This is a genomic window from Nocardioides sp. Z35_8, assembly GCF_059621125.1.
Map to the genome: position 1 here is coordinate 224,194 of NZ_JCAQIE010000004.1, position 12,897 is coordinate 237,090.

Genomic DNA, 12,897 nt, shown 5'->3' on the forward strand with positions numbered 1-12,897 from the left:
CCGGGTCCGTGCGTCAGCCGGACGGGTCAGTCGTCGCGCAGCGCTCGGTGCTGGTCGACGTTCCGCCCCGCGTCCGGGTCCGGCACCGGATCCGTGTCGACGCTGGCGACCGTCTCGTCGAGCCGCACGCCGGGTGAGAGGGTCTCGTCGCCGGGACCATCGTGGCGTCGTTCCATGTGCCGACCCTAGTCGAGCGACGCGTGGTCCGCTCCCCGGCGGACCGATGTCGTCCGGCACGAGAATCGCCGTGCGCGGGAGTGTCGGCCCCCGCCGCTAGCGTCCCGCCCATGGCCGCACCGATCGCGATCTCGCTCGCTGCACTCGTGCGCGACGGCTCGGTGCTCCTGGTGCACCGCCACCCCTCACGTCGGCGGTATCCGAACTGCTGGGACCTCGCCGGCGGGCATGTCGAGCCGGGCGAGCTGCCTCATGAGGCCGTCACGCGGGAGTGTCTCGAAGAGCTCGGGGTCCACGTCCACGAGCCCCGACCCATACCGCTGACCGTCAGCGACCCCGCACTCGACGTGCACGCGTTCCTCGTCACGCGCTGGGAAGGCGCACCCGTCAACGCTGCTCCCCTGGAGCACGACGACCTTCGCTGGTTCCGACCGGACGAGCTCGCCGACCTGACGCTCGCCCACGCCGCCAGCCTCTCGAGCATCCTGCACGCCATCCACATCGCAGCCGAGTAGCTGAGAGTGCGGACGCTTCCCAGGGCTGGGTGAGTCCTCGGGCCGCTGGGCGTGCGGTGCCCCCGTGCGTGCAGGTGGCCCCGCTACCGGGTGGGTGGCGGGGTGTGGGCCCGGTCATGGTCGGCGCGGGTGCGGGATGCCGGGTGGGCCGGGTGGGTCCGGCTCGTCGATGCGGCTGGTGCCGGATTCGTCGCGGCGGTAGCGGTGGCCGCGCGGTGACGTCCACTCGAACGTGGCGGGCGCGGTCATCTCGTAGCGCCAGGCGGTGTAGGTCTTGAGGCGGTGGTGGGACCGGCACAACGCGGCGAGGTTGTCGCTCTGCGTTGGCCCGGTCTGCGGCCTTCCGTCTGCGGCGGCGTCGTGGTCGTAGGGGATGACGTGGTCGATGTCGCAGCCCCTAGCGGGGCGGGTGCACCACGGGAACACGCACGTGCGGTCCCTCAGGACGACCTGCTCGCGCAGCCTGTCGGGGACCTTGTAGGCGTCGGTGCGGAGCTGGGTGTTGAGGTCGATGACCGGCTTGATGGTGACCTTGGTGCGCGAGTCGGCGCACCAGACGCGGATGTGGTCGAGCAGCACGAGCCGCTGGCGCTCCTCGAGCCGCCCGGTGGGACCGAAGACGGTGGCGTCACCGGAGAACGTCGCGTCGAAGTGGGCGTGCAGCACCACCTCCCGAGCGACCGGCAGTCCGTCAGCGGTGCGCGTGGTCGCGGTGCCCTGGTGGTGCAGGTCGAGTGCCGTCTGGGTGCGCGCGAGGTCACCGAGTGCCGCGGACCGTCTGGCATCGAGCGGCTCGACCGAGCCGAGCGCGGCAAGCGTGGCGGCGCCGTGGGCCAGTGCCCGGTCGAGGTCGAGGGCGTCGGCCATGTCGAGCTCGGCCTCGAACCGCATCGTGCCCGCGAAGTGGACCTCCTGGTCGTGGAGGGTGGCGTGGCGGGGGTCGACGTAGAGGTAGCCGTCCTCCGGATCGGAGGCCGGGTCGGGGACGGCGAGGTCGAATCGCTTGATGGTCTCGGCGACGAGCCGGTCGAGCTGCGCCGGCCCGATGCGTCCGGCGACGGCGGCGACCTGGGCGTCCACGAACGCAGCTGCCTCGACCGTCAGCGACGGCGTCGCGTGGATCGTGGCCTCGGCGACCGCCCGGGCCCGCCACGCCGGCACCCGCCCGGCGTGGACCTGGGCCCACAACCGGGGCAGGCGGTGGCGCAGCTCGAGGGCGTGGCCGATGAACCGCTTCGCCGACACCGTGGAGATGCCCAGGACGCTGCCGAGCTCGGCGACGCAGAACTCCGCGACCAGGGGCGTGCCCTCGCCTGCGATGGGCTCCTCGTGCTCACAGCCCGGCACGGTGAAGGAGGCCGCGGAGTGGATCGACTCAGGCGGGTGCAGGTCGGCCCACTGGGCCGCCGTGACGAGCAACGCGGCCGCGGCCCGCTCCTCTGCTGTCTTCTGCTCCCGCGCGAGAGCGAGCAGGCCAGAGGCGGTGAGGTCATCGACCTCACCCGCTTGCTGCCTCGCCAGTGCCCCGATCATGTGTTCGATTGTACCGTCGACCACCGACAACCGAGACGCCGTCACAAATCCGTGGAGGACCGACAGGCGCCGGTCGCCGCGATCACACCAATCACGGCAAGGAGCGTCGCTACACGCTGGGTCGTGGCCGGGTGCGTCGAGGGGCTGGTTGACGGTCGGGCGCTCGCGCTCGTCCATGGTCCAGCCCTACGCACTCCCCCATCAGCCAGGCCGCGCGGCAATGCGTCGCTGGGCTCCTCAGGCCCCGAGCGGACACTGGGCAGTGAGCCGGACGGTTTCCCCGCGCCCTCGGGGCTGCCGAGGGCGGGACGTTCAGCCCGGATCGGGGGTCACTTGAAGGCGTTGCGTGCGGCCTTGACAGCGACCTCGTAAGCGAACTGCTCGCCGTACTCGGACGACAACTGGTCGACCAGCCCTGCCTCCGAGGAGACGAGACCGTTCTCCAGATACGACTTCGCCGAGTCGTTGGCCTCCTGCTGCCAGTTCACCGTCAGCCGCTCCCCGTCGAGGGTGAGGGTGCCGGACTCGATCTGCTTGATGGCGAACTCGGCGTCCTTCGGCTTGATCTGCTCGCCGTACTCGCTGGTCAACTGGTCGTACAGACCGGCACGGGAGAAGTCCATGTTGTCGAGGTAGGAAGCAGCGGCCCGGATCGCGGCCTCCTGCGCCGGGGTGAACTCCGGCTCCGGCTCCTCGGTCGGCTCGGGCTCGGGCTCCTCGGTCGGCTCGGACTTCTCTTCAGACGTCTCCTCGGAGGAAGCCGCCTCCTTCTTGTCCGTGTCACTCGATTGGCTGGAGGAGTCCTCCTTTGCAGTCGTGTCCGTGTCGTCGCCACCGCCGCCGAGTGCTCCGGCAATGATGAAGATGAGGACGAGCCCGGCGGCCCCCCAGCGCTTCTTCTTGTACCAGGGGCGCGTCGCCTTGGCGTACGCCTGTGCTGCCTTTGCGTTCGCCTTGGCGGTCTTGTGCGGGTTCGGGTCCCCCATGCTTGTGCTCATGCACCGAAGGTAAAGACAGCGGACTGGCCCAGTCCTGAGATTGAGCAAACTGAGACCAGCGACTCATCCCAGTCCGGATTCCTCGGTCCCGAGCGATCACCAGTTGTGCCAGTCCTCCTCGCAGGGCACGACGGCAGCCCACACCCGAGCAAGATGGCCGTGCGCTCGCTGCGCGGCGACGTCCAGCCAGTTCATCTCCGTCGGGGTCAGCGGGGTGGCGTTGCCGCGCCCACGTTTCACCGAGCGGACGACGATCGTCGTCGGGTCCTGACCCATCTCCACCAGACCGTGGGCGAGCAGGTGGCGCACGTCGAAGGCGCGCTTGAGGACCGGGAGGAGCGTGGGGAACCAGTCCGTCAGTTCGCGCTCGTCCAGCAGGTCGCCCAGCAGTTGGAGGCGGACGGGGATCGGCAGACGCCAGTACACGTCCGCCTGCAGTTGTGCCGCGACGCGCACCGACCTAGCCGCCGCCACAGCCAGCACCTCGTTAATCCCCTGCTCCAGTACGACGCAGTCCTCTAAGAGTTGAGCCCGTACTTCCTGGAGCGCCATGCGGCGGAGCCTCACTCGCGCACCCTGAGGTACGCCTCGCGCTGGGCATGTTCGGCGTCATCGGACACTCGTGCAGCGTAGGGCCCCGTGCGCAACCCGCACGGCTTCCGTCAATAAGAACGACTGCTGGGCGGGGCTGGAATCTAGATCTTGTTTGGCACGGGTATGGCATGAGAAAACCCGCAGGTCAGGGAACCTTGTCCTGACCTGCGGGTTTGGAAGTGGGCGATACTGGGTTCGAACCAGTGACCTCTTCGGTGTGAACGAAGCGCGCTACCACTGCGCCAATCGCCCGAGCTCGCCAGAACGTTATCCCATCCGGCGCCCGGACCCGGAATCGGGTCAGGAACCGGTGCCGACGCCGCTCCGGTCGTCGCCCGTCTTGCGGCGCGCGCGCACCTCGCGGCGCAGCTCGTCGGCCATCTCGGGGTGCCCGTGGAAGCGGCGGTAGCTGTAGACGATGAGCCCGATCGCGATGAAGGCGGACGCGACCTGCGTCACTCCGGTCCAGATGCCGCCGGGCAGCCACCACCCCTCCGAGACCGGCCACCACTCGGGCGCGGGGGGCTTGACGATCCACAGCACGCCGCACGCAGCGAGCACCAGGGCGCCGAGGCAGGACGCGACGATGCGCGTCCGGGTCTCGACGCTCTCGGCGGCGCCGATCATGGCCCGCAGCCGCACCGGCTCGACGCGGCGCTCCGCCCACGTGTACTGGTGGGACAGCAGGGCCAGCCCCGCGAAGATCCCGAGCAGGCCGGGGCCGGGTAGGAAGAGAGCCGCCACCCCGAGGACGAGCAGGGTCCAGCCGAGCGTCTCCAGTACGACCCGCTTGGCTGCCCGTGTCATAGGAGAAACCTACCTGCTCGGCCCAGTGCCCCTTTCGCAGGCGAAAACGGTGGATACCGTCAAGGTCGTCACGAGCCTCCATCAAGATCCGGTCTGGACCGGTATGGGTCATATTTCTGCGTTTTGCCTCACAAGCGCCCCGCGATGGCGTCTCATGAGCACGCACCCCGGGGAAAACTCTCGCCCCGGAGACCACAAGGAGTCTCGATGAACATCTCCGGAAGCGGGCACACCCTGTCCGACGTCGCGTTGGACATCACCGTCGAGTGCATCGACGACCGCGGCATCCGCCACGAGATCGACACCGTGCTCAGCTATGCCGGCTCGGACCCCTTCGCCGTCGCGATGACCTTCGTCACCTCCGACGGCAACCTCGTGTGGACCTTCGGCCGGGACCTGCTGATCCGCGGCACCGAGTCGCCTGCCGGGGACGGCGACGTCCACGTCTCCCCCGCCAGCAGCCTCAGCGGCCGCGCGATGGTGTCGATCGAGCTCAGCTCCCCCGACGGCCACCTCGTCCTGCTGGCCCGCGCGTCGGACGTCCTGGACTTCCTCGCCCGCACCGTCGCCGTCATCGCGCCCGGCGCCGAGTCCGACTCCTTCGACGCCGACCTGCTCATCAGCCAGCTGCTGGCCTCCTGACGCCCCTGTCACACCGGGGCGTGCTGGGCGACCCAGCTCGCGTGCAGGCCCGCGTAGACGCTGCCCGCCTGCGTGACCAGCTCACGGTGGGGTCCGCGCTGCACCACACGACCCTTGTCGACCACGATCACCTCGTCGGCGCTCTCCGCGGTGGAGAGCCGGTGGGCGATCGTGACGGACGTGCGTGACTGCATCAGCCGCTCCAGGGCGCGTCCGATCTGCATCTCCAGCGCCGGGTCGACCGCGCTCGTCGCCTCGTCGAGCACGAGCAGGTCGGGGTCGGCCAGATGGGCGCGGAGCAGCGCGACGAGCTGCCGCTCGCCGGCCGACAGCGACTCGCCGCGCTGGCCCACCTGGGTGTCCAGGCCGCGCGGCAGGCCGGCAAGCCAGTCGTCGATGCCGAGCTCGACCGCGGACGCACGGATCTCGTCCTCGGTGGCGTCGAGCTTGCCGTAGCGCACGTTGGCGGTGATGGTGTCGTCGAAGAGGAAGCCCTCCTGCGGCACCAGCACCACGCTGCGCCGCAGCGATCGCGCGTCGACGCGGCGTACGTCGATCCCGTCGAGCAGCACGGCCCCGTCGACGGGGTCCATCAGGCGGGTGAGCAGCTTGGCGAAGGTCGACTTGCCAGAGCCCGTCTCCCCCACGATCGCCACCCGCGTGCCCGCGGCGATCGCGAGGTCGATGTCGCGCAGCACCGGCGGGCCGCCGGGGTAGGCGAAGCTCACGTCGGCGAACCGGACGTCGATCGGGCCGCGCGGCAGCACCTCGCCGTCGTCGCCCGGGTCGACCAGGTCGGCCGGGGTCTCCAGGATGCCCAGCACCCGGCGCCAGCTGGCGATGGCGTTCTGGGCGTCGGTGAGGATCTGGGTGCCCATCTGCACCGGACCCACGAACAGGGTCACCAGGAAGGCGAAGGCGAGCACCTTGCCGGGCGTGATGTCGCCGGCGAAGCCGAGGAGCACGCCGATCACGATCACGCCGGCGTTGGCCAGGCCGGCCGACAGGCCGCCCAGGGAGAACGACGTGACGGTGTAGGTCTGCGCGTGGGTGTAGGCGTCCTGCCAGTCCTTGATCGCGGTGTCGATGCGCGCCTGGGTGCGGTCCTCGACGCCGTAGGAGCGGACGACCGCCGCACCGACGACCGGCTCGGAGATGGCGCCGAGCAGCACACCCACCTGGTGCCGCACGACGGTGTAGGCGGCCGACAGCTTCTTCTGGAACCAGCGGATGGAGAGGAACAGGGGCGCGAACGCCAGCCAGACGACCAGCGCGAGCTGCCAGCTGTAGACCACCATCAGCACGGTCGCCACCAGCATCTGGCCGATGCTGACCACGAAGATGAGCCCGCCGAAGACCAGGAACTGGCTCACCTGGTCGACGTCGCTGGTCACCCTCGAGACGAGGGCGCCGCGGCGCTCGGTGTTCTGCGTCAGCAGCGGGAGGTCGTGGACGTGGCGGAACGCCCTCGTGCGCAGGGTCGCGAGACCGCGCTCGGAGGTGGTGAACAGACGGCTCGTCATCTTGTAGGACGCCCAGCTCGTTGCGACGATCGCGATGGCGGCCACCACGCCCATCCACACGACGAAGTCGAGGCGCGGCCCGCCGGGACCGTTGAGGCCACGGTCGAGCGTCTGCTGCACCGCGATCGGCACGACGACCTGACCGCACGAGGCGATGACGGCGTAGACCAGGGTGCGGCCCAGGCCCTCGCGCAGCTCGGGCGAGTACTTCATGCCGAGCCGGATGGTGGCGAGGGCGCCGATGTCGGCACCGCTGTCCATCTGGGTGCCGGCCGTGGCCGGAGCGGTCGTGGTGCTCATCGCGTGCTCCCCTCGGCGTGGTCGGGACCGGCCGCGGCGCCGGGCGCCGCCCCCGGCGAGGTCTCGGCGGTCTCGGGTGCGGTCTCGGGCGCGGCCTCGTAGGCGTTGACGAGGTGGGCGTAGGCGGGGCTGGTGGCGAGCAGCTCGGCGTGGGTGCCGCGCCCCACGATCCGCCCCTCGTCGAGGTGCACGACCTCGTCGGCGAGCGAGATCGTCGCCTTGCGGTAGGCCACCACGACCAGGGAGGCGGCCGCTGCGTCAGCCGATCCGTCAGCCGGTCCGTCGCCCGATCCCTCGTGGTCGCCGGGCGAGCGGTCGTCGCGCAGCGAGGCGAGGATGCGGGCCTCGACCTCGGGGTCGACCGCGGAGGTGGCGTCGTCGAGGATCAGCAGCCGCGGGCGGCGTACGAGCGCCCGGGCGAGGGAGAGTCGTTGCCGCTGGCCTCCGGACAGCGACGTGCCGCGCTCGCCGAGCCGGGTGTCGAGCCCCTCGGGCAGGGCGGCGACGAAGCCGTCGGCCTGCGCGGTGCGCAGCGCCGCCCACACCTCCGCGTCGGGCACGTCCGCGCCGAGGGTGACGTTGCCCCGGACCGTGTCGTCGAACATGAACGCGGTCTGCGGCACGAGCGCGACGTCGCGCGGCAGCTCGCCCTTGCGCAGCCCGCGCAGGTCCTGGCCGTCGAGGCGGATCCGGCCGGCGTCGGGGTCGACCAGGCGGGTCATCAGGCTGGTGAGGGTGCTCTTGCCGGACGCGGTGGCGCCGACGAGGGCCACGATGCGTCCGGGGCGGACGTCGAAGTCGACGCCGCGCAGCAGCGGCGCGTCGGCGTCGTAGGAGTAGTGGAGGTCCTCGACCTCGAGGAGTGCCCCGCCCGTGGCGTCGCGGGGCAGCTCGTCGGAGCCGAACGCCATGCTGCCGGTCGCGTCGAGCACCGCCTTGGCACGGCGGTAGCCCACGACCGATCGCGGGAACTCGCCGAGCAGCCAGCCGATGGCGCGGATCGGGAAGGACACGATGGTCAGCAGGTAGGCGACGGTGACCACGTCGCCGGGGTCGGTGGCACCGCTGGAGACCCTGGAGACGCCGACGGCCAGCACGACGAGCACGCCGAGGCTGGGCAGGCTGGCCAGGGTCGGGTCGAAGACGGCCCGGATGCGCCCGGCGCGGATGTTGGTGTCGCGCAGCTCCTCGGCCTTGGCGCGGAAGCGGTCGGTCTCCTCGACCTCACGCCCGAGCGTCTTGACGACCATCGCGCCGTCGAAGGACTCGTGCGCGATCTCGCTGACCTCGGCCCGCAGGCCCTGCGCGCGGGTCATCAGCGGTGAGGAGTAGTGCTGGTAGAGCAGGTTGGCGACGACCACGGCGGGGAAGACCAGCAGGCCGACCAGCGCCATGACGACGTCGGCGACGAACATCTGCACGACGGCGATGACCATCATCACGATCGTGCCCAGCGCCATCGGCAGGGGCATGATCGGCGCCCACGCCGCCTCGACGTCGGAGTAGGCGTTGGAGAGCAGCTGGCCCGTGGGGTGCCGCTGGTGCCACTCCATCGGCAGCGAGAGGTATTGGCGGGTGACGCCGCGGCGGGTGTGCGACTGCATCCGGTAGTACATGATGCCGCCGCCGAGGCGGCGCGCGACGATGCCGACCGCGCGCAGGATCGCGACCGCCATGAACAGCGCGACCACCCACAGCAGCATGTCGGTGCCGATCTCGCCGGTGTCGAAGGCGGGGATCAGGACGTGCTCGGTGGCCCACCCGAGCACCCAGGCGTCGGCCACCGTGAGGACGCCGAACAGCACCGCGCCCAGCGTCGCGACCGTGAACACCGTGGGCTCGCGCTTGATGCCGACCCACAGGACCCGGAAGCCGTCGAGAGTGGTGGTGCCCCGCAGCTTCGCGTCCTCGCCCACAGGTGTCGCCCGCCTCCTCGTCGTGATCCGCGTCTCGCGGGTCGGTTGCTCACAGCAACCGCCCAACCTGGCAAGGCTATTCCTCGGCACTGACAGCGGACGAATCAGTACGCCGCTGCACGCCCCCGCTCAGGAGGCGCGGATGCGGGACAGGAACGCCCGGGTGCGCTCCTGCTGCGGGTCGCCGAGCACCTGATCGGGGCGCCCCCGTTCGTGGATGTGACCGTCGTGCAGGAAGCACACCTCGTCGGCCACGTCGCGGGCGAACGCCATCTCGTGGGTGTTGAGCAGCATGGTCACGCCCTCGGCCTTGAGCTCGGTGAGCAGGTCGAGGACCTCGCCGACCAGCTCGGGGTCGAGCGCGCTGGTCACCTCGTCGAGCAGCATCAGGCGGGGGTTGGCCACGAGCGCACGCGCGATGGCCACCCGCTGCTGCTGGCCGCCGGACAGGTCGTCGGGGCGGGCCGTCGCCTTCTCGGCCAGGCCGACGCGCTCGAGCATCGCCAGCCCGCGCGACCGGGCCTCCCGGGCATCCACCCCGTGCACCAGCCGCAGCGCCAGCGTCACGTTGCCGACGACGTCGAGGTGCGGGAAGAGGTTGTAGGCCTGGAACACCATCCCCATCCGCGAGCGGACCTTGTCGCCGTCGACGCGCGGGTCGGTGATGTCGCGCCCCTCGAAGGTGATCACGCCGTCGTCGACGACCTCGAGGAGGTTGACGCAGCGCAGGAGGGTGGACTTGCCCGATCCGGACGCGCCGATGAGGACGACGCACTGCCCGGGCTCGATGGTCAGGTCGACGTCGCGCAGCACCACGTGGTCGCCGAACGACTTGCGGACGCCGGCGAGGCGCAGGAGCTCGGTGGGAGCGTTCACAGAGGTCCTCCTGCTCCGTGGTAGCCCTTCTTGCGGGCGTAGCGGTCGGTGAGCCGTGCCATCGGGATGGTCAGGCAGCAGAACAGCACGCCCGCCACGACGTAGGGCGTGTAGTTGAAGTCGAGCGCGGTCTCGATCTGCGCCCGACGGATCGCGTCGGTCACGCCGAGCACCGCGATCAGGCCGGAGTCCTTCTGCAGCGAGACGAGGTCGTTCATCAGCGGCGGGATGACCCGACGCCAGGCCTGGGGCAGCACGACGTGGCGCAGCGTCTGGCCGTAGGTCAGTCCCATCGACCGGCCCGCCAGCCGCTGGCTGGGGTGCACCGACTCGATGCCGGCGCGGAAGACCTCCGCGACGTAGGCGGAGTAGGAGAGCACCAGCGCGGTGCCGCCCCAGAACAGCGGCGAGGTGGGGAGCCCCTGCAGGCTGAGGGCCGGGCCGCCGAAGCCGAGCAGGAAGATCACCAGCAGCAGCGGCAGCCCGCGGAACACGTCGACGTACGCCGTGCCGAGCAGCCGCAGCGGGAACGCGACCGGGCCGCGCAGGGTCCGCACGATCGCGACCGTCAGGCTGACGACCAGGATCAGGATCCAGCACACGACCATGACCCGGATGTTGAGCCAGAGCCCGTCGAGCACCGCGGGGAAGGACGAGACCGCCTTGTCCCAGTCGAAGTAGGTCTCGCGGACGCGCTCCCAGCCGGGTGAGCCGACGACGGCGGCGCCGATCGCGCCGAGTAGCAGCAGGGTGCTGCCCGCCGCGATCACGGCGCTGCGCAGGGTGCGGCGCCTCCGCCAGTCGTCACGCTCGAGCTGGACCGCGGAGGGAAGCCACCCCCCAGGCGCCTCGTCGGCGACCCGGTCCGTCATCAGGACAGCTCGGGAGCGCCCTGCTGGGCCAGCCACTCCTGGCCGATCTGGTCGAGGACGCCGTCCTCGCGCAGGGTGTCGACGGCCGCCGAGACGCACTCGGTGAGCGGGCTGTCCTTGGCCAGCACCGCGCCGAACTGCTCCGGCTCGCCCTCCGCGAGCGGCAGCTGGCCGACGATGGTGCCGTCGTCGAGCTGGACGGCCGTCATGTAGTAGGCGGTGGGCAGGTCGACGACGATGCCGTCGATCTGACCGTTCTTGAGCGCCTGCACGGCCTGGTCGTTGGTGTCGAAGACCGCGGGGTCCTGCGAGGGCTGGATCTGGTCGGTGATCGCGGTGTAGCTCGTGGTGCCGACCTGTGCGCCGAGCTTGGCGTCGGCCAGGTCGGCCAGGCTGGTGGCGCCCTCGATGGCGCTGCCCTCGTTGGTGATCACGGTCTGCACGACGTCGTAGTAGCCGGAGGAGAAGTCGACGGCCTTGCGGCGGGCCTCGGTGATCGAGACCTGGTTGATGTCGAGGTCGAACTCCTTGGGCCCGGGCTGGACCACCTTGTTGAACGGGACCGCGACCCAGGTGACCTGGTCCTCGGTGTAGCCGAGCTGCTCGGCGACGGCGTAGGCCACGGCGGACTCGTAGCCCTCGCCGTTGGCCGGGTCGTTGTCGACGAACCACGGCTCGTAGGCCGGGTCGTCAGTCGCGATCGTCAGGGTGCCTTCGGAGACGGTCTCGAGGGTCTCGGGCGTGCACGCGTCGGCGCTCGCGGAGTCGGCGGACTCGGAGGCGTCCGAGGTCGCGTCGGTGGCGGTGTCGCCCTCGTCGGTCGGGGCGCAGGCGGTGAGCGCGACCGTGGCGGTCGCGAGGGCGGCGATGGCGAGGTGGCGCTTCGCCACGCGCCGGGGCGTCTTCAGCATGGCCGAATCCTACGACTCCGGGTGGGCCGTCCTGACCGTATGACCGGCCGTGGACAGGCCGGCCTTGACCTCGCCGATGCTGAGGGTGCCGAAGTGGAAGACCGTCGCCGCGAGCACGGCGTCGGCTCCCGCCTCGACGGCCGGCGGGAAGTGCTCGACCGCCCCCGCTCCCCCGCTCGCGATGACCGGGATGCTCACCTCGCGGCGTACGGCCCTGATCAGGTCCAGGTCGAAGCCGACGGTCGTGCCGTCGGCGTCCATCGCGTTGAGCAGGATCTCGCCCGCGCCCAGCTCGGCGGCGCGCACGGCCCACTCGATCGCGTCGAGCCCGGCGCTCCTGCGACCGCCGTGGGTGGTCACCTCGAATCCGCTCTGCGTGCCGGTCGCCCGACGGGCGTCGACGCTGAGGACGAGCACCTGGTTGCCGAATCGGTCGGCGATCTCGGCGACCAGCTCCGGGCGGTTGATCGCAGCCGTGTTGACCGCGACCTTGTCGGCGCCGGCACGCAGGAGGCGGTCGACGTCGGTCACGCTGCCCACCCCGCCGCCGACGGTGAGCGGGATGAAGACCTCCTCGGCGCAGCGGCTGACCACCTCCATGGTGGTGGCACGGCCCTCGTGGGAGGCGGAGATGTCGAGAAAGGTCAGCTCGTCGGCGCCCTCGGCGTCGTACAGCCGCGCCAGCTCCACGGGGTCGCCGGCATCGCGCAGCTCGGTGAAGTTGACGCCCTTCACCACCCGCCCGCCGTCGACGTCGAGGCACGGGATGACCCGGATCGCGAGGCTCATCGCTCCGCCAGCCTTCGTGCGCGCGCCGCCAGCGCGATGTCGACGATCTCCGAGCGCGGCTGGCCCTCCAGCTCGGCCAGCGGCACCCATCGCGCGTAGTCGGTCGAGCCGTCGACCTCGGTCGTGCCCAGCTCGCCACCCGTGATCGTGGCCTCGAAGACGAAGCGCTGCGACCTGAACGGGCCGTCGAAGGTCCGGCCCTGCGCCGTGAAGTGGTGCTCGGCCAGCAGGATGCCCGGCTCCACGTGGTAGCCGGTCTCCTCGAACACCTCACGGACGACGCCGTCCATGATCGACTCGTCGTAGTCGATGCCGCCCCCGGGCAGCGACCACTCGGGGTCGCTGTGCCCCTCGCCGTTCCACCACGCGAGCAGCGCGCGGTCCTGGTCGTCGACGATCAGGACGTACGCCGCCAGGCGGGTGTGGTACTCGAAGAACTCCATG

At 70.9% G+C, this 12,897-nt stretch carries 14 protein-coding genes and 1 tRNA gene; 2 read left to right on the plus strand and 13 right to left on the minus strand.

Annotated elements, in window-relative coordinates; translation table 11 throughout:
• Positions 1-26: 26 nt before the first annotated feature.
• Positions 27-176: a hypothetical protein gene (locus AC54T2_RS17565; RefSeq protein WP_186341105.1), complete on the minus strand. Its 150-nt coding sequence runs from the start codon at positions 174-176 to the stop codon at positions 27-29.
• Positions 177-287: 111 nt separating this feature from the next.
• On the opposite strand from AC54T2_RS17565, the gene AC54T2_RS17570 reads away from it, so the two are divergent.
• Entirely contained in the window at positions 288-692 is a 405-nt protein-coding gene (locus AC54T2_RS17570; protein ID WP_496666821.1) for an NUDIX domain-containing protein, read from the plus strand.
• 114 nt (positions 693-806) lie between these two features.
• Here AC54T2_RS17570 and AC54T2_RS17575 read toward each other — a convergent pair whose 3' ends face one another.
• The 5 genes from AC54T2_RS17575 to AC54T2_RS17595 form a co-directional block, all read right to left on the minus strand.
• Positions 807-2,225: an HNH endonuclease signature motif containing protein gene (locus AC54T2_RS17575; protein ID WP_496666822.1), complete on the minus strand. Its 1,419-nt coding sequence runs from the start codon at positions 2,223-2,225 to the stop codon at positions 807-809.
• Between the two features lie 329 nt (positions 2,226-2,554).
• Complete coding sequence (locus AC54T2_RS17580; RefSeq protein ID WP_496666823.1) at positions 2,555-3,223, minus strand: Ltp family lipoprotein; 669 nt, start codon at positions 3,221-3,223, stop codon at positions 2,555-2,557.
• 96 nt (positions 3,224-3,319) lie between these two features.
• Positions 3,320-3,775 carry a hypothetical protein gene (locus tag AC54T2_RS17585; protein WP_496666824.1) on the minus strand — a complete coding sequence of 152 codons (456 nt, stop codon included), beginning with the start codon at positions 3,773-3,775 and terminating at the stop codon, positions 3,320-3,322.
• Positions 3,776-3,997: 222 nt separating this feature from the next.
• Positions 3,998-4,069, minus strand: a tRNA-Val gene (locus AC54T2_RS17590).
• Between the two features lie 48 nt (positions 4,070-4,117).
• Positions 4,118-4,624, minus strand: a complete 507-nt coding sequence (locus tag AC54T2_RS17595; protein ID WP_496666825.1) for a PGPGW domain-containing protein — start codon at positions 4,622-4,624, stop codon at positions 4,118-4,120.
• A gap of 207 nt (positions 4,625-4,831) precedes the next feature.
• Between AC54T2_RS17595 and AC54T2_RS17600 the strand changes: the two genes are divergently transcribed.
• Positions 4,832-5,266 (plus strand): SsgA family sporulation/cell division regulator, encoded by a 435-nt coding sequence (locus tag AC54T2_RS17600; protein WP_489974608.1) that lies wholly within the window; start codon positions 4,832-4,834, stop codon positions 5,264-5,266.
• Between the two features lie 8 nt (positions 5,267-5,274).
• Here AC54T2_RS17600 and AC54T2_RS17605 read toward each other — a convergent pair whose 3' ends face one another.
• From AC54T2_RS17605 to AC54T2_RS17635, 7 genes are all read right to left on the minus strand, one after another.
• Positions 5,275-7,089 (minus strand): ABC transporter ATP-binding protein, encoded by a 1,815-nt coding sequence (locus AC54T2_RS17605; RefSeq protein WP_496666826.1) that lies wholly within the window; start codon positions 7,087-7,089, stop codon positions 5,275-5,277.
• Positions 7,086-9,005, minus strand: a complete 1,920-nt coding sequence (locus AC54T2_RS17610; protein WP_241005117.1) for an ABC transporter ATP-binding protein — start codon at positions 9,003-9,005, stop codon at positions 7,086-7,088. The genes AC54T2_RS17605 and AC54T2_RS17610 overlap by 4 nt, the downstream gene beginning before the upstream one ends.
• A gap of 129 nt (positions 9,006-9,134) precedes the next feature.
• Positions 9,135-9,881: an amino acid ABC transporter ATP-binding protein gene (locus AC54T2_RS17615; protein ID WP_186341098.1), complete on the minus strand. Its 747-nt coding sequence runs from the start codon at positions 9,879-9,881 to the stop codon at positions 9,135-9,137.
• The gene (locus AC54T2_RS17620; protein WP_186341097.1) at positions 9,878-10,753 is read right to left on the minus strand and encodes an amino acid ABC transporter permease; all 876 of its coding nucleotides are present in this window, start codon (positions 10,751-10,753) and stop codon (positions 9,878-9,880) included. Before AC54T2_RS17620 ends, AC54T2_RS17615 begins: the two co-directional genes overlap by 4 nt.
• A complete protein-coding gene (locus AC54T2_RS17625) occupies positions 10,753-11,664 on the minus strand; it encodes an ABC transporter substrate-binding protein (RefSeq protein WP_186341096.1) in 912 nt (303 codons plus the stop codon). Before AC54T2_RS17625 ends, AC54T2_RS17620 begins: the two co-directional genes overlap by 1 nt.
• A gap of 9 nt (positions 11,665-11,673) precedes the next feature.
• A complete protein-coding gene (gene hisF, locus AC54T2_RS17630) occupies positions 11,674-12,453 on the minus strand; it encodes an imidazole glycerol phosphate synthase subunit HisF (RefSeq protein ID WP_186341095.1) in 780 nt (259 codons plus the stop codon).
• Positions 12,450-12,896, minus strand: a complete 447-nt coding sequence (locus AC54T2_RS17635) for an NUDIX hydrolase (RefSeq protein WP_206054379.1) — start codon at positions 12,894-12,896, stop codon at positions 12,450-12,452. Before AC54T2_RS17635 ends, hisF begins: the two co-directional genes overlap by 4 nt.
• Position 12,897 lies beyond the last annotated feature (1 nt).

Excerpts from the sequence above, each read along its gene's own strand:
- AC54T2_RS17565 (WP_186341105.1), bottom strand. The coding sequence starts at position 176 with ATGGAACGACGCCACGATGGTCCCGGCGACGAGACCCTCTCACCCGGC.
- AC54T2_RS17570 (WP_496666821.1), top strand. The coding sequence starts at position 288 with ATGGCCGCACCGATCGCGATCTCGCTCGCTGCACTCGTGCGCGACGGC.
- AC54T2_RS17575 (WP_496666822.1), bottom strand. The coding sequence starts at position 2,225 with ATGATCGGGGCACTGGCGAGGCAGCAAGCGGGTGAGGTCGATGACCTC.
- AC54T2_RS17580 (WP_496666823.1), bottom strand. The coding sequence starts at position 3,223 with ATGAGCACAAGCATGGGGGACCCGAACCCGCACAAGACCGCCAAGGCG.
- AC54T2_RS17585 (WP_496666824.1), bottom strand. The coding sequence starts at position 3,775 with ATGGCGCTCCAGGAAGTACGGGCTCAACTCTTAGAGGACTGCGTCGTA.
- AC54T2_RS17595 (WP_496666825.1), bottom strand. The coding sequence starts at position 4,624 with ATGACACGGGCAGCCAAGCGGGTCGTACTGGAGACGCTCGGCTGGACC.
- AC54T2_RS17600 (WP_489974608.1), top strand. The coding sequence starts at position 4,832 with ATGAACATCTCCGGAAGCGGGCACACCCTGTCCGACGTCGCGTTGGAC.
- AC54T2_RS17605 (WP_496666826.1), bottom strand. The coding sequence starts at position 7,089 with ATGAGCACCACGACCGCTCCGGCCACGGCCGGCACCCAGATGGACAGC.
- AC54T2_RS17620 (WP_186341097.1), bottom strand. The coding sequence starts at position 10,753 with ATGACGGACCGGGTCGCCGACGAGGCGCCTGGGGGGTGGCTTCCCTCC.
- AC54T2_RS17625 (WP_186341096.1), bottom strand. The coding sequence starts at position 11,664 with ATGCTGAAGACGCCCCGGCGCGTGGCGAAGCGCCACCTCGCCATCGCC.
- hisF (WP_186341095.1), bottom strand. The coding sequence starts at position 12,453 with ATGAGCCTCGCGATCCGGGTCATCCCGTGCCTCGACGTCGACGGCGGG.
- AC54T2_RS17635 (WP_206054379.1), bottom strand. The coding sequence starts at position 12,896 with ATGGAGTTCTTCGAGTACCACACCCGCCTGGCGGCGTACGTCCTGATC.